The organism is Pantoea sp. App145 (assembly GCF_047947045.1).
Taxonomy (GTDB): Bacteria; Pseudomonadota; Gammaproteobacteria; order Enterobacterales; family Enterobacteriaceae; genus Pantoea.
On record NZ_CP133290.1, the window covers coordinates 92,391 to 110,897 of the forward strand.

The window sequence follows — 18,507 nt, forward strand, 5'->3', positions numbered from 1 at the left end:
CTTATGACTAATAAGTCTTCATCTTCTGTTGCTATTCTGCTGGGCACCTATAATGGTGCCCATTTCATCAATCAGCAACTGGACTCCTATAAGCGACAGACGTACAGCAACTGGTCTTTATGGGCTTCAGACGATGGATCCACAGATCAGGGCTTAGGCGCCATTAAAGATTTTTCCCTGTCTGTGCCGCAGTCTATTAACCTGCTGGAAGGTCCCCGGCAGGGCGTTTGTCGCAATTTTGTTTCATTAATTAATAATGAAAATATTAATGCGTCCTATTATGCTTTTTCTGATCAGGACGATATCTGGATAAATGATAAGTTAGAACGGGCCGTAAACTGGCTTGATGCAGTTGATCCAGAGGTTCCTGCGCTCTATTGCAGTCGGACAGAACTTATCAACACTGGAGGGGAAAAGATTGGCTTTTCTCCTGATTATGCTAAACCTCCTTCATTCGCTAATGCTTTACTGCAAAATATCGCCAGCGGTAATACCATGGTGTTCAATAATAAAGCACGTGAATTGTTGAGACAGGCAGCTGATGGCGAGATGGTGATTCATGACTGGGCATTGTACCTGGTCGTGACAGCCTGTGGTGGCCGCGTTTTCTTTGATCGTAAACCAACCGTTTTATATCGTCAGCATGATAACAACGTTATTGGTAATGGCATGGGCCTTATGACGCGTATGGCTAATTTTCGGAAAGCACACCATGGTCGAAAGGCTGCCTGGAATGATACTAATATTGCCATGATGGGGTTAATAGGTGGGCAGATGACTGCTGAGAACCAACGCAGACTGAATGATTTTCTCGCGATCCGCGATAGCTCATTAATACAGCGTTTATGTTTACTCAGGCAGTCTGGTGTCTATCACCAACAGTTGGCTGGTACGCTAACCACTGTGTCTTACACACTATTGAACCGTATGTAACCAACTGGTGTTTGAGTGAAAATTATTGCCTCCTTAGTTTTATATCGCCATAGCCAGGCCGATATCGAAAAAACGCTGGAATCGTTATCTTCCGAGCAAAGTATCGATAAGATTTGCATCGTCGATAACGGTGGTCATTGCAGCTGGCTGGAAGGTTTACGCCACCCTAAAATTGAAGTGATCAGGCTAGCGGTCAATCGTGGGTTTGGTAGCGGTCACAATGCGGTATTCCAAAAGTTCAACCAGGACTGCGACTACATTCTGGTGTGCAATCCAGACATCTCTTTTACTACCGGGCAGGTTGATAAGCTCTATAGCTTCAGCATGCAGCGGCAGACAGGGCTTTCCATACCAAAAGTTGTCTATCCCGATGGTAGTTTGCAGCACGGTTGTAAGCTGTTGCCTACACCATGGCAGCTTTTTGTCCGTCGCTTTGGTTCGTCACTTGCTGACAAAATGAATCAGGATTACGAACTTCGCCAGGCCGATTACAGCTGCTCTTTTTTTGCACCCTCATTGTCAGGTTGCTTTATGCTGATCAGCCGGCAGGCCCTGCAAAAGACCGGTGGTTTCGATGAACGTTTTTTCCTCTATCTCGAAGATGTTGATCTCAGCCGTCGGGTCTGTACATCGGCATTGCCGGTTGAATATTGCCCTGGTTCAACCGTGGTGCATGAATCGCAGCGACGCTCATATCGTGATATCAAGTTCCTGATGTACCACGTTTTTTCTGCTGTTCGCTACTTTAATAAGTGGGGATGGTTCCTGGATACAGACCGCGATGCGTTGAACACGCGTTGTTTATCAGAGCTTCCTCAGGCACGAAATGTTTGACAAGTCATCCTGATAATAAGAGGTTGTACGGACGATAAAATCTCATGATGGTCAAGATTGTACAAATTAAAACCTCATTTTTATCAGTGATTTGAAATTATCGATTCGTGTTTTTTGGGAGAGCACTTAGCATCATTGGTGATGTATGATGGTGCGGTCATTGATAATGTAATCGATACTTCCCTTAGATAAGGCCAAAGCTGTTAGAGCTTTTATATCCAGACAGGAGTAAGAAATGTCCAAGCAACAAATCGGTGTTGTTGGTATGGCGGTAATGGGCCGTAACCTTGCGCTTAACATTGAGAGCCGCGGCTACACTGTATCTATCTTCAACCGTTCTCGTGAAAAGACTGACGAAGTCATTGCTGAGAATCAGGGCAAGAAACTCGCGCCTTACTACACCATTGAAGAGTTTGTTGACTCACTGGAAAAACCCCGTCGTATCCTGCTGATGGTACAGGCTGGTGAAGCGACTGATAAAACCATTGCTTCGCTGACCCCGCATCTGGATAAGGGCGATATCCTGATCGATGGCGGTAACACCTTCTACAAAGATACCATCCGTCGTAATAAAGAACTGTCTGACCAGGGCTTTAACTTCATTGGTACTGGCGTTTCCGGTGGTGAAGAGGGCGCTCTGAAGGGGCCGTCTATCATGCCTGGCGGCCAGAAAGAAGCTTATGAACTGGTTGCGCCGATTCTGGACAAAATTGCTGCACGTGCCGAAGATGGCGAAGCCTGTGTGACCTATATCGGTCCGGACGGCGCAGGTCACTACGTGAAAATGGTGCACAATGGCATCGAATACGGTGACATGCAGCTGATCGCAGAAGCGTATGCACTGCTGAAGGGTGCGCTGGGTCTGACCAACGAAGAACTGGCGAAAACTTTCACTGACTGGAACAACGGCGAGCTCAGCAGCTACCTGATTGACATCACCAAAGATATCTTCACCAAGAAAGATGAAGACGGAAAATATCTGGTTGATGTGATTCTGGATGAAGCGGCTAACAAAGGCACCGGTAAATGGACCAGCCAAAGCTCGCTGGATTTGGGCGAACCGCTGTCTCTGATCACCGAATCAGTATTTGCCCGCTACCTGTCTTCGCTGAAAACACAGCGTGTTGCGGCATCTAAAGTGCTGAGCGGTCCGCAGGCGAAAGCCTTCACCGGCGACAAAGCTGAATTCGTTGAGAAAGTACGTCGCGCGTTGTATCTGGGCAAAATCGTTTCTTACGCACAGGGCTTCTCTCAGCTGCGCGCTGCATCTGAGCAATACAACTGGGATCTGCAGTACGGCGAGATTGCTAAAATCTTCCGTGCGGGCTGTATCATCCGTGCTCAGTTCCTGCAGAAAATCACCGATGCTTACGCGGAAAACGCGAACATTGCCAACCTGCTGCTGGCTCCGTACTTCAAGAACATTGCTGACGAATATCAGCAGGCACTGCGTGATGTCGTCGCTTATGCGGTACAGAACGGTATCCCGACTCCGACTTTCTCTGCAGCGATTGCCTACTACGATAGCTATCGTTCAGAAGTTCTGCCTGCCAACCTGATTCAGGCTCAGCGTGACTACTTTGGTGCGCATACTTACAAGCGTATCGATAAAGACGGTGTGTTCCACACTGAGTGGCTGGACTGATCATAATAAGGCTTCCCTCGGGAAGCCTTATTTTTTAACCCACCAGCAAATCCCCTTCCCGACCCGCACTTTCCCCCGCAAGTCTTACCACCAGCATGCCCGCTGTCGCGAACTTCATCAGATGACGTGCATACAGCACACCACCAAATTCCGCCACCAACGGTGTGACCTGATCAGTAATTGGATCAACAATCTCTGCCACCACTTCACCCGCTTTTATCTTTTCACCGAGCGCACAGCGATTAAGAATCAGGCCTGAATGCGGGGCAAAAATATACTCACACCCGGCTAATGGTGTCGCGGGGTTAATCAGGGCAGGGGATGCTTTCACCTCTCCGGCAATATAATCACTCTCAATCAACGCATTGATAATGGCGTCGGCATCTTTCTCCGCCTGATCGGCGGCAACATCCACTACACCACGAAGTTCCAGCGTCACCGGCAGCAAGCCACGCGGCATGGGATATTCATCACCAAAGCGTTCGGCCAGTGTCTGCCAGGGTTCGCAGCAGGCCTCATCAAAAGGTTCACCACCGGAAATTTGCGCCAGAAGCTGGACTTCACTTCCTAGCCAGCGAGCCAGCGGCTCAATATCAGGCCAGGCGTGAGGTGTGGTGTACAAATGTGGCAGAGCATCCCAGTCACAGTGCAGGTCGATCATTAAATCCGCCTGGCTGGCCATGCGCATCAGCGTGAAACGTTGTGCATCCAGCTCGGTTTTGGCGATCTTGTCGCGGTAGTGGCGGTCGATAGCATCACGAATCAGCCGCTTGTTTTCATATTCGCTGTGGGTCAGCGTTCCAGCCAGTTCATCGACCAGTGTTTCCCCCAGTGCCGGGAAGCGGCGATTGAAATCCTGGCCTGAGAGGGTATGAAAGCGTCCCAGATGTGTACCATGCCAGTGTTGTCCCAGCGCCAACGGATTGGCGACGGGCACCAGCGTGAATGAGGCTTTGAGTTGTCCGGCAGACTCCAGCGCCAGCAACTTCTGCTTCAGATACCATGCCACCGCCATGCCGGGTAGCTCATCACCATGTAGTGCGGCCTGAATATACACACGTTTATGTCCATCGCCACTGAAGTGGAAGCTATAGATTTCGCGCTGTGTTCCCAGCGACGCGCTGAGCAGAGGATGATGTTGTTGTTGCATGACGTTGATGATGTCCTGTTGTTCGCCACGGTGCAGGCTGACTCACACCGGCAAGAGTTGTCCGAATGGCAATTATTATAGTGCGATTGAAAAGAAGGGCGGCAAACGCCGCCCTGGGTTTACTGCTGAATGGAGATATCTGTCGCGAAGTATTTCTTCTGGATTTTGTCGAAGGTGCCGTTCTTTTTGATTTCATTGAAGGCGTCATCCAGCGCGGTCTTCAGCTCGGTATCACCTTTACGCAGGCCGATAGCCGTTCCCGGTCCGATGATGGGATCCTGTACCGTTGGACCAGCCAGTTCAAAGTCTTTGCCTTGCGGTTGTTTGAGGAAGCCGATGGCGGCCTGTGCGGCATCGGTAAACACCGCATCAAGACGGCCAGAAACCAGGTCGTTCTCAACCTGAGCCTGATCGCCATAAGGCACCACGTTTACACCATTGGGCTGCCATTTGGCACGTGCATAGCGTTCCTGCACGGTACCCTGTTCTACACCCACTGTTTTGCCTTTCAGCGATTCAGCCGTTGGCAGTAGGCCAGAGCCTTTACGCGCGATCAACTGTGTTTTGGTATCGTACAGCGGCATGGTGAAATCGATCTGTTTCAGGCGTTCTTCAGTCACGCCCATATCAGACAAAATGGCATCAAATTTGCGTGCTTTCAGCGCTGGGATCATGCCGTCGAATTCGCTTTCTACCCAGACACATTTGGTTTTCATTTGCTCACACAGAGCGTTACCCAGATCGATATCAAAACCGACCAGTTTACCCTGCGGTGTTTTAGATTCGAAAGGAGGGTAGGTCGGATCAACGGCGAAACGCACCTGATCAATTTTTGCCTGAGCACCAAACGCGCAACCTGCCAATACTGCCAGCGCCAGCGTCTGACGCAAACGGACGGAAAAACGTGTACTTGCCATAAAATCGGTCTTCTTTTGTCGTGATGTGGAACCCAGCAGATTACTCTGCTGTGCGCGGCAAATCAAATGAGGCAAGACCTTAATATCGTTATAATTTTGCAGAAAATGTGTCGGCCAGAATTTAACATATATCAATCCAGTTAATTCCTGGAGTCAGGCAGGTTGCCTGGGTAGTACAAAAATGGTAGAAAGGCCACCTCTCCAGTGAGTCTTTATCTATGCTCATTGTGATGACCAGGGATAGTGCGAAGAAAGCGGTCAGAAATGCGCGGAATTTCGGGCTACGGCGCTAGTGACCTACTTCAATGAGATAAAAAATGCATGACGCAAACCATAAAAAAATTCTCTTCGTAAGCGAAACGCTGCATGGTCATGGCGGAATGGAAAACGTCACCCGGCAGGTCATAAATTTAATCAATAGTGATAACGCGTTCAGTGCGGGCCTGTTCCTGCTGGACTCCCGGCTGGAAATCGCTTCAGAAAGTTGGTTAGACGGGCTGGTCTGGGGACAGAGCAGCAGCGTGACCCGTAATCCTAAAATTGCCCGATTTGTACATATTCTCCGTCTGGCGCGTTTTATTCGTCAGCATAAACCGGACGTGGTTATTGCCCTCAACACCATCCCTTGTATGCTGGCGCGTAAAGCACTGAATCTTTCAGGATGTAAGGCGACGCTGTATTCCTGGATGCACCTGCCGCCGAAAAATCGCTATCGTCCCCATTATTTGTTAATGGCTGATGCCCATCTGGCCATCAGCGCGGAAATCAAATCGCAGCTGATTGAGCTGGGTGCTAAACCTGACAATATCCATGTGGTATTCAACCCGGTAAAAGCGGTGCCATTGGTGATCGCGCGTCCTGCTCATACGCGCTTTTTGTATGTTGGACGGGTGCACTTTGAAGATCAGAAACAGCTGAAAGATCTGTTCGATGCATTGCAGCAGGTACAGGGTAACTGGACCCTGGATATCGTGGGCGATGGCTACGATCGGGAGCGTTGTGAAGACTATGCGCAGCAGTTGGGGATTGCTGATAATCTGCAATGGCATGGCTGGCAACCTAACGCCTGGAAGTATATTGAAACGCATATTAAAGAAGTGACTACCCTGGTGCTGACCTCGAATCATGAAGGTTTTCCGCTGATACTGTTGGAGGCGATGGCGCGCGGCATTTTTTGCGTCTCTTCCGATTGCATCAGTGGTCCATCGGAGATAATTTACCCAGACGTCAATGGGTTGCTTTATCCGGTGAATCAGGTTGGGCAACTGGCTGAAATATTGCAGGGAATTGCGGATGGCAGGGCGTTGCCCGATGCGCAGGAAATCAAACAAAGCCTCGCGGTATTTTACGAGGCAAATTACATGGAAAGACTGGAACGTATCATTGTTCAGGACACCCACATTGAATAACTCTCTTACCTTCGTCGCGCCTGCCAAATGGGTTGCGATGATTGTGACGCTCATCGCACTTTTATTATGCGGTTCACTGGCGAGCAGCCTTTCCACTTACGGCTATGCGCAAAAAATATTCTATTTTGCCTCCTACCTGGCGCTGTTTCTGGTTGTTTATACCCTGGCCACTCCGGTCAATCGTAAAAGGCTCAATAAGTACGCCTTGCTGCTTTTTATCGCGGTTTTTGCCCTGGGTTTGGTCCAAATCAGCTGGGCGTTCTATATCAATAAACACTATGGTGATTTTACTCTCACCACGATAAACACCATAAGTAACTATCAGCTTGGTGGTAAGCGGTTGATACTTGGTGCTTTTATTGTTTTAGTGCTCAGCATCTATAACAAGGAAATTGCTGAAGTCAGTATTAACTGGTGTAAAGCGATTTTGTGGGTTGGTGCCGCTGTGGCGATGGTGATGGGGGTGCATGAGCATCTGCTAACGGGCGATCGTATCAGGCTTACCGCAAATGTGGCGTCCAGCTCCTCCTACATGGTGATGTTTCTTTATTGCACTTACCTGTGGCTGTCGGTTAAAGAGGCGGGCCTCAGGTGGCAGATACTGGATATAGCTTTGATTGCTATCACGCTGAGCCTGGTGCTTCTCACCGGAACGCGGGTCACGCAACTGGCCTTTTTCTTTATAACGTTGTGCCAGATCAGCCGGTTTTACGGCTTATTAAAGATATTGCAGCCAAAACGGAATCGCTTAATCGCGTTAGTTATTGTGGTTGCACTGGCGGCACTGACGGGTGAGCGCTGGCTCCAGGGCATCAATAATCTTGAGAACTACGATTCCGATAGCTCGACGTCGCTCGGTGCGCGCGTTGCTATCTGGGACAGCGGTCTGCATTTCCTGCCGCAGCATCTGGGTTATTCATCTCCTGATGAGCGTACCGTGACAGCCAGAGCCTTTATTGCGCGTGTTCATCCCGGCAATACCGAAGGTTACAAGAACGTGCAGTACAACATGCACAATGAATTTCTTGAAATTGCCACTTTGCAGGGCATTGCCGGACTGGCGGCGCTGGTCTTTTTCTACGCGGTTGCTCTATGGGTGTGGTTTAAACGCAGTGCCTTGATGGGGGTATCCATGCCAGTTGCGACACTTTTCATCATGGGAATGACGGACTCGGTGCTGATCTACTCACCGACATCGATGATGTTTGTCAGCGCCCTGGCATTGTGTGCCATACGGCCAAAGCTTCACCACCTCTGATATCCGTGGCGCGTGCGACTTAAGCCGTTAAACGCGCCACATTCCCACCGCAAATAGCACGATAGTCGGCGGTTTTTAACACCACGGATTTTTCCAGCAGGCCAGCATTGAAGGCGATCTCGTCATAACGTTCGAACAGCAGCGGATCAACCACCAGCAGCAAATCCGGATGGAAACTGAACGGGGGAATGGCACCAAATACGCAACCCGTTAGCGCATCGACCTCGGCCGGGCTGGCGAGTGAGGCGCGTCGTCCGCCTACAGCTTCTGCCACTTTGCTTAAATCCGCCTGTTGATCGGCGGGCAGCACCGCCAGGACATGCTGTTTGATGCCGTTACCTTTCACATGACACACCAGCGCTTTCGCGCCCTGGCCGACTTCTGTTCCGCGAATCGCCGCCACAGCCTCACATTTGCCGGTGGCTTCATGCGTCATCACGTTATAACGCGCATGGTGTTGATCGAGCAGGGCCAGCAATTTTTCATGGGTGGTCATGGTACAGCGTCCTTAAAGGGAATATTGAGAAGCATACTGCTCAAAATTCGCCAACAGTGACGATTTTGAGCAGCATAGTGCACAATCGGTTATTTATGGCGTGCACGCAGGTTATTGATGATGGCGCTCAGATCAAGGTCCTGATCCTGCAACAATACCAGCAGATGGTAGATCAAATCTGACGCTTCATTGGTCAGTTCAAAGCGATCGTTAACGGTGGCGGCGAGGGCGGTTTCAACGCCTTCTTCACCCACTTTCTGTGCGATGCGCTTGGTTCCGCTGGCATACAGCTTCGCAGTATACGAACTGGCCGGATCGGCGCTTTTACGCTCGGCCAGCAGTTGCTCCAGCTGATACAGGAAAGTCCAGTCTGGTGCTGCCGGGGAGAAGCAGCTCGATGTGCCGAGATGGCAGGTGGGGCCAATCGGGTTGACCAGTACCAGTAAGGTGTCGTTGTCGCAGTCCGGCGTAATGCTGACCACTTTCAGGAAATGGCCCGAGGTTTCGCCTTTGGTCCACAGACGGTTTTTGGTGCGCGAGAAAAAGGTGACATTGCCGTCCGTGAGGGTTTTCTGCAATGCTTCCTCATTCATATAACCGTGCATCAGCACTTCGCCAGAGACGGTATGCTGGACGATAGCAGGCATCATGCCCGCGGTTTTGACCCAATCCAGGTTGGCCAGTTGTTCTGCAGTTAACACGCGCGAATCTCCACACCGTTGTCAATCAGGAAGCTTTTCAGCTCACCAATATTAATAATCTGTTTATGAAACACCGAAGCCGCCAGCGCGCCATCGACATTGGCCTGTTCAAAGGCTTCGAGGAAGTGTGCCATGGTGCCTGCGCCACCGGAAGCAATCAACGGCACCTTACAGACATCCCGCACTTTCTTCAGCTGTACCAAATCGTAACCGTTACGCACGCCGTCCTGGTTCATCATATTCAGGACGATTTCGCCAGCACCCAGCTTCTGCACTTCCTGCACCCAGTCCAGCGTTTCCCACTGGGTCACACGGGTACGGGACTCATCGCCAGTATACTGATTGACGTGATATTTGCCGGTAGCCTCGTCGAACCAGGTGTCAATGCCGACCACAATACACTGTACGCCAAAGCGATCGGCCAGACGGGTAATCAGTGAAGGGTCGGCCAGCGCCGGTGAGTTGATGGAGATTTTATCGGCACCAAACTGCAAAATGCGCGCGGCATCTTCGGCACTTTTGATCCCTCCAGCCACGCAGAACGGAATATCAATCACTTCCGCCACGCGTGACACCCAGCTTTTGTCCACCACGCGTCCGTCCGAAGAGGCGGTGATATCGTAGAACACCAGCTCATCAGCACCTTCCTGCGCATAACGTTGCGCCAGCGGTACGATGTCGCCGATGATTTCATGGTTACGGAACTGAACCCCTTTCACCACCTGTCCATCACGCACATCAAGACAGGGAATTATCCGTTTTGCCAGCATGCAATAGCCTCCGAAACCGTAAATTTATCTTCCAGCAGTGCACGACCGACGATCACGCCTTGTGCACCGCTGCCGCGCAGCGCAGCGATATCATCCAGCGAACCGATACCGCCGGAAGACTGAAATGCGATGTCCGGGAATGCCGCAGACACTTCCTGATACAGGGCGACATTGGAGCCGCTCAGAGTGCCATCGCGCGAAATATCGGTGCACAGTACGTGTTTCAGCCCCACCGGCTGGAACCAGCCAATCACTTCTTCCAGTGTGACGCCAGCCGCTTCCTGCCAGCCGCTGATCGCCACTTCTTTGCGATTATCGGCATCGATACGCACATCCAGCGCCAGCACAATGGCATCGGCACCAAATTCGCGGAACCAACTTTTTACCTCTTCCGGTTGCTTCACCGCGGTGGAACCCACCACCACACGGCTGGCACCCGCCGCAAGCAGCGCTGCAACATCTTCACGGTTGCGGATACCGCCACCGACCTGCACCGGCACGCTCACGCCACGCAGCAGAGTTTGCAACAGCGGGATCTGGCGTTTGGCTGGGTCTTTCGCGCCGGTCAAATCCACCAGGTGGAGCACCTGCGCGCCCTGACGCTCGTAGTCCTGCAGGCGTGGCAACGGGTCGCTACCGTAATCACGTTGCTGCCCGTAGTCCCCCTGATGCAGGCGCACCACTTTGCCGTCGATTAAATCTAAAGCCGGAATAATCATCACATCTCCAGGAAATTTTTCAGCAGCTGTGCGCCTGCTTTGCCGGAACGCTCTGGGTGGAACTGCACACCAAAGAAGTTATCTTTCTGCAATGCCGCGGTGAATGGCTGGCCATATTCGCACTGGGCGATGGTATTAGCATTTACCGGCATGGCGTAGCTGTGCACAAAATAGAAATAGCTACCATCATCGATGCCGCGGAACAGGTGATTCCCGGCCTGCGAGGTGATCTGGTTCCAGCCCATATGTGGCAGCGGTAAGCCTTTGGTATCCATCAGGGACACGGGCTGATCGAGAATGCCAAGTGTGGTGATGCCGCCATTCTCATCGCTGCCGCGTCCCAGCAGCTGCATACCGAGGCAAATGCCCAGTACCGGCTGGGTACAGGCTTTAATCAGCTCGATGAGATCGCGTTCTTCCAGCTGGTTCATTGCCGCCTGCGCGGTGCCAACGCCAGGCAGAAAGAGTTTATCGGCACGCAGTACCACGTCAGGGTCACGGCTGACTTCCGGGGTATAGCCGAGGCGTTCAACTGCCCACTTTACCGACGACAGGTTGGCGCAGCCGGTGTCGAGAATCACCACGTTCATCACAGCACTCCTTTCGAGCTCGGCAGGGTGTTACCGTCCACGCGGATCGCCTGGCGCAGCGTGCGGCCAAAGGCTTTAAACAGACTTTCCACACGGTGGTGATCGTTGCGGCCTTTGGTTTTCAGGTGCAGCGTGCTCATCATGGCGTAGGAGAGCGAACCGAAGAAGTGTTCGACCATCTCAGTGCTGAGATCGCCCACGCGCTGATAGCTGAATTCGGCTTTATATTCGAGGTGCGGGCGGCCTGAGATGTCCAGAGCACAACGCGCGAGGCATTCATCCATCGGCAGGACAAAGCCGAAACGGCCAATGCCGCGTTTGTCACCCAGCGCCTTCAGCAAGGCTTCGCCCAGCGCCAGGCCGGTATCTTCCACCGTGTGGTGATCGTCGATATACAAATCGCCTTTGACATCGATATTCATACGGAAGCCACCGTGCACCGCAATCTGGTCGAGCATGTGGTCAAAGAAGCCGACACCGGTGTTGATTTTGCTGCCACCTTCGCGATCCAGCCAAACTTCAACTTTAATCTGCGTTTCTTTGGTGTTGCGATTCACCAGCGCGTAGCGGTCACGTTTGGTCAGACGCTGCTGGATAGCATTCCAGTCTTCGCCTTCGGCTCCGTAGCGCAAACCCTGGATACCCATATTCTGCGCCAGCTGAATGTCGGTGTGGCGATCGCCGATCACATAGCTGTTGGCGATATCGAGGGCCCCCTCTGCCAGCCAGGCTTCCACCATCTTGGTTTTCGGTTTGCGGCAGTCGCAGTTATCTTCCGGCTTGTGCGGGCAAATCAGAATGTCGCTAAAGCGGATTCCCTGCGATGTCAGGATTTGCATCATCAGATTATGCGGCCCGTCAAAATCGGCCTGCGGGAAGCTCTCGGTACCCAGGCCATCCTGATTGGTGATCATCACCAGCTGGTAACCAGCGCTTTGCAGCGCCAGCAGGGCAGGAATCACGTTCGGCTCAAAAGCCAGTTTTTCCATGCGGTCCACCTGAAAATCCACCGGGGGTTCAGAGATGATGGTGCCGTCGCGGTCGATAAAAAGGGTCTTCTGGCTCATGCTTGCTCCACGGGTAAGGCTTGCAGTGCGGCGATCAGACGCTCGCATTCTTCACGGGTGCCAATGGAGATGCGCAGACATCCCGCCAGGCCTGGGTTTTTGTTTTGGTCACGCAGGATAATGCCTTCATCCCACAGGGCTTTAAACACTTTCGGAGAATCGGTAAAGCGCGCCAGAATGTAGTTGGTTTCGCTCGGAAACACCGCTTCGACGCAGGCAATCTGTGGCAGCTGTTCCAGCAGCCAGCTGCGGTTGTCATTCAGTTGCAGTGCGTGTTCACGCATCAGTGCCAGCCCCTGGTCGCTCAGTGCCTGGGCGGCCACGTCGGCCACCGGGGTGGCGAGCGGGTAGGGGGCAATCACTTTCAGCAGCAGATCAATCACCGGCTTGTTCGCCAGGGTAAAGCCGCAGCGCAGACCAGCCAGCGCAAAGGCTTTAGACAGGGTGCGCAGGATCACCAGGTGCGGGTAATCTTTCAGCCAGCCAGCCAGCGTCGCCTGTGGGCAGAATTCAATATAGGCTTCATCGGCAACCACCAGCGCTTTTCCGGCCGTCATATCCAGCAGGGCGCGAATATCGTCCGGATTGATCAGGTTGCCGGTGGGGTTATTCGGGCTGCACATATACACCACTTTCACCCCGTCCAGCTGATCAGCAATCGCTGGCAGATTCAGCTGCCAGTTATCCAGCGCCGCAACAGTACGATATTCGATACCGATGGTTTCCGCGCTGACGCTATACATGCCATAGGTCGGCGGGCAGAACAGAATCGCGTCTTTACCCGGTTCACAGAAAGCGCGCATCACCAGTTCAATGCCTTCATCCGCGCCACGGCTGACCAGCACCTGCTCCGGCGTCACACCGGCATACGCGGCATAGCGCCCGATAACCAGCTTTGGCTGGCATTCCGGGTAACGGTTCAGCGTTTGCTGCGAGAGCTCGAAAGGCACCGGCAGCGGAAATTCATTGGCATTCAGCCACACATCACCATTGCCACCCAGACGACGGGCTGATTGATACGGCGTCAGCGCGCGCACATTGGCGCGGGCCAGATCTTCAACATTCAGGCTCATGCTTGCTCCTTCAGGGCTGCAACTCGCAGGGTAACGGCATTTTTGTGGGCTTCCAGCTGCTCAGCGGCGGCCAGGGTTTCGATGGTGGCTGCCAGACCAAGGAAGCCCTGCGGTGTCAGTTCCTGCACCGTCATACGCTTCTGGAAATCGGCCAGCCCAAGGCTGGAGCAGGTGGCGGTGTAGCCATAGGTCGGCAGCACATGGTTAGTACCAGAGGCATAGTCGCCTGCTGATTCCGGCGACCAGTCACCAAGGAACACCGAACCCGCGCTGGTGATACTATCCACCAGGTCGCGTGGAGTGCGGGTCTGAATAATCAGGTGCTCCGGGCCGTACTGGTTGGAGATTTCAATACACTGTGCCAGGTCGCGAGCCACAATCAGGCGGCTGCTCGCCAGTGCCTGGCGCGCCGTGACCGCACGAGGTAAGCGTGCCAGTTGTTCTTCCACCGCAGCAGCAACACCATTGGCCAGTTCCAGCGAGGGCGTCAGCAGAATGACCTGGGAATCCGGGCCGTGTTCTGCCTGAGACAACAAATCGGAAGCGACAAATGCCGGGGTTGCGCCCGCATCGGCAATCACCAGCACCTCAGACGGACCGGCAGGCATATCAATGGCAGCGCCATCGAGACGCTGGCTCACCTGGCGTTTGGCTTCGGTAACATATGCGTTGCCAGGACCAAAAATTTTGTCCACTTTCGGCACGGTGGCGGTACCGAACGCGAGGGCGGCGATGGCTTGTGCGCCGCCGACCTGGAACACTTCTTTCACGCCACACAGCTGCGCGGCATACAGGATTTCATCGGCAATCGGCGGTGGAGAACACAACACCACGCGGCCACAACCGGCGATGCGCGCCGGGGTTGCCAGCATTAATACCGTGGAGAACAACGGTGCGGAACCGCCTGGAATATACAGGCCAACCGATTGCACCGGGCGCGTGATTTGCTGACAGCGCACGCCGGGTTGCGTTTCCACATCAACTGCTGGCAACTGCTGCGCGTTGTGAAAGGTTTCGATATTGCCCACTGCTACGGCCATTGCCTGCTTCAGGGTGTCGCTGAGACGCGCGCTGGCTGCCTGCATTTGTTCTGCGGTGACACGCAGGTTCTCCACCTGCGTTTTATCGAAGCGCGCGCTGAATTCACGCAATGCGTCATCACCGTTTTCCCTTACCTGCGCCAGCACATCACGTACGACCTGGCTGATGCTATCGGAGGCGGAAATCGCCGGACGCATCAACAGCGCCTGTTGCTGTTCACTGCTGCATTGCTGCCATTCAATGGGGGTCATCAGGGTGCTCATTCGGTCACTCCAGCATTTTTTCAATTGGCAGCACCAGAATTGAGCTGGCACCCAGGGATTTCAGTTTTTCCATGGTTTCCCAGAACAGCGTTTCGCTGCTCACCATGTGCATCGCCACACGGCTCACTTCACCAGCCAGCGGCAGCACGGTAGGACGTTCTGCGCCCGGCAGCAGGGCAATCACTTCTTCCAGACGCTCACTTGGCGCGTGCAGCATGATGTACTTAGATTCGCGTGCTTTGATCACACCCTGAATACGCGTCATCAGTTTATCGACCAGCTCCTGCTTGGCTCCACTCAGTTCGCCATCGCGCTGAATCAGCACCGCTTTGGAACGATAAATCACTTCAACTTCGCGCAGGCCATTTGCTTCCAGCGTGGCACCGGTAGACACCAGGTCACAGATCGCATCAGCCAGACCGGCACGCGGTGCCACTTCGACAGAGCCATTCAGCAGACAGGATTTGAACGCGACGCCTTGTTTATCGAGGTACTTTTTCAGCAGGTGAGGGTAGGAGGTCGCGATACGCGACTTATCGAGGCATTGCGGACCGGTGTACTCGGCATCAACCGGCATCGCCAGCGACAGGCGGCAGCCACCGAAATCGAGGCGGCGCAGAGTAAAGTAACGCGGGTCTTCTCCCTGGGCGCGGCGCGTCAGCAACTCTTCTTCCAGCACGTTTTCGCCCACGATACCGAGATCCACCACACCATCCATCACCAGGCCCGGGATATCGTCATCGCGCACACGCAGAATGTCGATGGCCATGTTCTCCGCAAACGCAATCAAACGCTGCTGCTGAAGGTTAATTTTGATGCCGCAGCGTGCCAGCAGTTCGCGTGATTCATCACTTAAACGGCCTGATTTCTGCATAGCTATGCGTAAACGGGTGTTATCTAACATGGTTCCTGTCCTCTTATTCAATCCTGTCTGAACTCAGTTGGGTCGCGTCAGCCCATAAAAAAACCCCCGGAAGATGATCTTCCGGGGGCTCTCTTTGCGCTCACACCACTGGAAGATCCTAAACGTCTTCCAGCACACATCGCCTGAAAGACTAGTCAGGATGATGGTGATGATGGTGGTTGAACTGAACGCGTGTCATAAAAAATTCCGTTGCTGAATGGGTATTCATTTGCGTGCTGATTAACCTAACGAAGATAACGCCGGCTGGCAAGAATTTTTTAACGTCAGTTTCCGGAATTCCCCGAAACAGTTAGCGCTGGTCTGACACAGACGACAGCACTAAGATGAAATGTCTTTGAGCAGCGAAGCCAGGAGTCGATATGAAAAAGGTCGCGATTGTAGGGCTGGGATGGCTGGGCATGCCGCTGGCGATGGCGTTAACGGCACGCGGCTGGCAGGTGACGGGCAGCAAAACCTCGCCGGATGGGGTAGATGCGGCACGCCGCTGCGGTATTGAGGCGTGTCAGCTGGTGTTGACGCCGGAACTGGAGTGTGAAGCCGACGATCTGAATACGCTTCTGTCGGTGGATGCATTGGTCGTGACCTTACCCGCCAGCCGTACGGTGCAGGGCGGTGAAGACTATATGCAGGCGGTGCAAAACGTGGTGGACACGGCACTGGCTTACAAAGTCCCGCGGATTATCTTCACCAGTTCGACATCGGTGTATGGTCCCGGTCCTGGGGTGATGAAAGAACGCAGCCCGTTACGGCCAGAAACCGTGGCCGGTAAAACGCTGGTGGCGCTGGAGAACTGGCTGCATGATTTGCCGGGCACCAGCGTGGATATCGTGCGCCTCGCCGGGCTGGTGGGGCCAAATCGTCACCCCGGACGCTTCCTTGCCGGGAAAACTGATTTAAGTGACGGTTCACATGTGGTGAATCTGGTGCATCTGGATGATGTAGTGGAAGCCATCGTCTTGCTGTTGCAGACGCCGAAAGGCGGGCGCGTTTATAACCTGTGCGCGCCAAAACATCCGACACGCAGTGAGTTTTACCCCACAGTGGCACGTCAGCTTGGACTGACACCGCCGACATTTGTGGCCGAGACCCAGGGGAATGTCGGAAAAAACATCGACGGCAGGGCGATTTGCGATGAGCTGGGTTTCGAATATAGCTGGAGTGACCCCATGACGATGCCTTTGGGTTAAGTCACTTTATTTCACGGTCTTCCTTCACGTGTCGCCGCCGATTTTTCAGCGTGTGACACGTGAACATATTTTCATGAGTTGTTATCTTTATTTCTCATAATATATCTCGGTCTTTTCTTAGCCTCGACATAAATTCTTCCGATGTACTCACCAGGTACCCCGATACCAATTAACTGAACGCCACCAGGAAACAAAATCGACACGAGGATTGATGGATAACCCGCCACAGGGTTGCCCCAAACCAGCTTGTCGATAATCATCGAATGATAATCCGGCGACGAAAAAGCCAATATATGTCCACACACGTAAAGGGAAGGTGGAGAACGAGGTAATCCCTTCACGCGCCAGATTCCATAGCTTCCAGCCATTAAACTTTGTCAAACCGGCAATCCGCTCGGCACGGGTATTTTCCACGACTGCAGTACGGCCACCGACCTATGAAAGAATGCCCTTCATGAACAAATTCCTCTCAGGCAGCAGTTTTATATTATCAACGATTTCACGAGACATAAGGCGGAAGTCACCCACATTCTCTTCAATCTGCGGCTTGCTGATCATGTTGTGCAATTTATAAAAGCATTCAGCACTTTTGCGCTTCAGGTGACTATCGGACGAACGATCAACTCGTTTTGCCAGAACAACGTCAGCTCCTTCTTGCCACTTTGCGATCAGACGAGGTATGACATCGATCGGATCCTGCAGATCCACATCGATAGGAATAACCACGTCACCCGTTGATGATTCAAGTCCGGCAAATAATGCAGGTTCTTTACCAAAATTACGTGTAAAGCAGATATGTTTAACGAGGGGGAACGGTCTCTTCAATTTGCTGAAGTAACGTCTCGGTATTGTCGGTGCTGCCATCATTGACAAAGATTATTTCAACATCATCATCATGGCGACCATTCCCATGAAGAACACATACATGATGTAGCGAATGGTGGTCGCATTGAGCCGAACGTCCATTTGGCATTAGCGAAAAATGAGAAGGTTACAGCAACGAGAAATGCAATGAAGTTGGACAAAGATTGATGGAGACCCCGTTCGACGCAGATGGCGAAGGTGATCCAGTGGATTAACGTGTTGATCACACCCACCGATGTGTATCTTGCAAAGAGTTTCAGAATGGCGATGTTCTGTAGCAAGTGAGGTGCAGATCCTTACACTTGCCTGCCACTGAAGCAAGGGATTGTTCATGCAGGATATCATTTCATCATGATGAGTGGGGTTACATGATCCTGAGGGAGCTTTCGCTCCCTTTTTTACACCCCCAGCCGATCTCTTAACGCATACCAGGCAGCACTCATTGCCGTCAGGGGGACTTTAAAGCGTCTGCCGCCCGGAAAGGGCAGGTGCGGCAATCTGGCGAAGGCATCAAAACGTTCCGCCTGACCACGTAGCAATTCCGCAATCAGCTTGACCTGACACCGCCGACATTCGTTGCCGACCCCCCTGGGAAATGTCGGAAAAATCATCGACGGCAGTGTGATATGTGAGAGTGAGGTTTTGAGTATAACTGGAGTGATCCG

At 52.7% G+C, this 18,507-nt stretch carries 18 protein-coding genes, 3 pseudogenes and 1 other annotated feature; of the genes and pseudogenes, 6 read left to right on the forward strand and 15 right to left on the reverse strand.

What is annotated here, in order from left to right:
• Window positions 1-3: 3 nt before the first annotated feature.
• The 3 genes from RCF31_RS00360 to gndA all read left to right on the forward strand — a co-directional run bounded on the left by RCF31_RS00360 (window position 4) and on the right by gndA (window position 3,412).
• Complete coding sequence (locus RCF31_RS00360; protein ID WP_416412105.1) at window positions 4-933, forward strand: glycosyltransferase family 2 protein; 930 nt, start codon at window positions 4-6, stop codon at window positions 931-933.
• Window positions 934-948: 15 nt separating this feature from the next.
• Window positions 949-1,767 carry a glycosyltransferase gene (locus RCF31_RS00365; RefSeq protein WP_416412106.1) on the forward strand — a complete coding sequence of 273 codons (819 nt, stop codon included), beginning with the start codon at window positions 949-951 and terminating at the stop codon, window positions 1,765-1,767.
• A 235-nt stretch (window positions 1,768-2,002) separates the two neighbouring features.
• A complete protein-coding gene (gene gndA / locus RCF31_RS00370) occupies window positions 2,003-3,412 on the forward strand; it encodes an NADP-dependent phosphogluconate dehydrogenase (RefSeq protein ID WP_208715769.1) in 1,410 nt (469 codons plus the stop codon).
• A 34-nt stretch (window positions 3,413-3,446) separates the two neighbouring features.
• On the opposite strand, the gene RCF31_RS00375 is transcribed toward gndA, so the two are convergent.
• Window positions 3,447-4,562, reverse strand: a complete 1,116-nt coding sequence (locus tag RCF31_RS00375) for a succinylglutamate desuccinylase/aspartoacylase family protein (protein WP_299445625.1) — start codon at window positions 4,560-4,562, stop codon at window positions 3,447-3,449.
• Between the two features lie 119 nt (window positions 4,563-4,681).
• On the reverse strand, window positions 4,682-5,479 hold the full coding sequence (locus tag RCF31_RS00380) for an ABC transporter substrate-binding protein (protein ID WP_313683152.1): 798 nt from the start codon (window positions 5,477-5,479) through the stop codon (window positions 4,682-4,684).
• A gap of 317 nt (window positions 5,480-5,796) precedes the next feature.
• On the opposite strand from RCF31_RS00380, the gene RCF31_RS00385 reads away from it, so the two are divergent.
• Window positions 5,797-6,888 (forward strand): glycosyltransferase, encoded by a 1,092-nt coding sequence (locus RCF31_RS00385; protein WP_416412107.1) that lies wholly within the window; start codon window positions 5,797-5,799, stop codon window positions 6,886-6,888.
• Window positions 6,881-8,146 (forward strand): O-antigen ligase family protein, encoded by a 1,266-nt coding sequence (locus tag RCF31_RS00390; RefSeq protein WP_416412108.1) that lies wholly within the window; start codon window positions 6,881-6,883, stop codon window positions 8,144-8,146. Before RCF31_RS00385 ends, RCF31_RS00390 begins: the two co-directional genes overlap by 8 nt.
• Window positions 8,147-8,165: 19 nt before the next feature.
• Here RCF31_RS00390 and RCF31_RS00395 read toward each other — a convergent pair whose 3' ends face one another.
• The 10 genes from RCF31_RS00395 to hisL all read right to left on the reverse strand — a co-directional run bounded on the left by RCF31_RS00395 (window position 8,166) and on the right by hisL (window position 15,969).
• The gene (locus RCF31_RS00395; protein ID WP_084875980.1) at window positions 8,166-8,642 is read right to left on the reverse strand and encodes a YbaK/EbsC family protein; all 477 of its coding nucleotides are present in this window, start codon (window positions 8,640-8,642) and stop codon (window positions 8,166-8,168) included.
• Between the two features lie 89 nt (window positions 8,643-8,731).
• Complete coding sequence (gene hisIE, locus RCF31_RS00400) at window positions 8,732-9,343, reverse strand: bifunctional phosphoribosyl-AMP cyclohydrolase/phosphoribosyl-ATP diphosphatase HisIE (RefSeq protein ID WP_416412109.1); 612 nt, start codon at window positions 9,341-9,343, stop codon at window positions 8,732-8,734.
• Window positions 9,337-10,113 (reverse strand): imidazole glycerol phosphate synthase subunit HisF, encoded by a 777-nt coding sequence (gene hisF / locus RCF31_RS00405; RefSeq protein ID WP_208715762.1) that lies wholly within the window; start codon window positions 10,111-10,113, stop codon window positions 9,337-9,339. Before hisF ends, hisIE begins: the two co-directional genes overlap by 7 nt.
• Window positions 10,095-10,832 (reverse strand): 1-(5-phosphoribosyl)-5-[(5-phosphoribosylamino)methylideneamino]imidazole-4-carboxamide isomerase, encoded by a 738-nt coding sequence (hisA, locus tag RCF31_RS00410; RefSeq protein WP_208715761.1) that lies wholly within the window; start codon window positions 10,830-10,832, stop codon window positions 10,095-10,097. Before hisA ends, hisF begins: the two co-directional genes overlap by 19 nt.
• Entirely contained in the window at window positions 10,832-11,422 is a 591-nt protein-coding gene (hisH, locus tag RCF31_RS00415; protein WP_416412110.1) for an imidazole glycerol phosphate synthase subunit HisH, read from the reverse strand. The genes hisA and hisH overlap by 1 nt, the downstream gene beginning before the upstream one ends.
• Window positions 11,422-12,489: a bifunctional histidinol-phosphatase/imidazoleglycerol-phosphate dehydratase HisB gene (gene hisB / locus RCF31_RS00420; RefSeq protein WP_084875973.1), complete on the reverse strand. Its 1,068-nt coding sequence runs from the start codon at window positions 12,487-12,489 to the stop codon at window positions 11,422-11,424. Before hisB ends, hisH begins: the two co-directional genes overlap by 1 nt.
• The gene (gene hisC, locus RCF31_RS00425) at window positions 12,486-13,562 is read right to left on the reverse strand and encodes a histidinol-phosphate transaminase (protein ID WP_416412111.1); all 1,077 of its coding nucleotides are present in this window, start codon (window positions 13,560-13,562) and stop codon (window positions 12,486-12,488) included. The genes hisB and hisC overlap by 4 nt, the downstream gene beginning before the upstream one ends.
• Entirely contained in the window at window positions 13,559-14,866 is a 1,308-nt protein-coding gene (hisD, locus tag RCF31_RS00430; RefSeq protein WP_416412112.1) for a histidinol dehydrogenase, read from the reverse strand. The genes hisC and hisD overlap by 4 nt, the downstream gene beginning before the upstream one ends.
• A 4-nt stretch (window positions 14,867-14,870) precedes the next feature.
• On the reverse strand, window positions 14,871-15,770 hold the full coding sequence (gene hisG / locus RCF31_RS00435; RefSeq protein ID WP_084875970.1) for an ATP phosphoribosyltransferase: 900 nt from the start codon (window positions 15,768-15,770) through the stop codon (window positions 14,871-14,873).
• A 54-nt stretch (window positions 15,771-15,824) separates the two neighbouring features.
• Window positions 15,825-15,946, reverse strand: a sequence feature (His leader region).
• Entirely contained in the window at window positions 15,922-15,969 is a 48-nt protein-coding gene (gene hisL, locus RCF31_RS00440; protein WP_100396937.1) for a his operon leader peptide, read from the reverse strand. It overlaps the preceding feature by 25 nt.
• Before the next feature lie 181 nt (window positions 15,970-16,150).
• On the opposite strand from hisL, the gene RCF31_RS00445 reads away from it, so the two are divergent.
• The gene (locus RCF31_RS00445; protein ID WP_416412113.1) at window positions 16,151-16,978 is read left to right on the forward strand and encodes an SDR family oxidoreductase; all 828 of its coding nucleotides are present in this window, start codon (window positions 16,151-16,153) and stop codon (window positions 16,976-16,978) included.
• Window positions 16,979-17,049: 71 nt separating this feature from the next.
• On the opposite strand, the pseudogene RCF31_RS00450 reads toward RCF31_RS00445, so the two are convergent.
• From RCF31_RS00450 to RCF31_RS00460, 3 pseudogenes are all read right to left on the reverse strand, one after another.
• Window positions 17,050-17,867: pseudogene (locus RCF31_RS00450) on the reverse strand (glycosyltransferase family 2 protein); the annotation flags it as partial.
• Window positions 17,868-17,875: 8 nt separating this feature from the next.
• A pseudogene (locus tag RCF31_RS00455) lies at window positions 17,876-18,105 on the reverse strand (GtrA family protein); the annotation flags it as partial.
• Between the two features lie 135 nt (window positions 18,106-18,240).
• Window positions 18,241-18,396 (reverse strand): annotated as a pseudogene (locus RCF31_RS00460) (FAD-binding oxidoreductase); the annotation flags it as partial.
• Window positions 18,397-18,507: the final 111 nt, after the last annotated feature.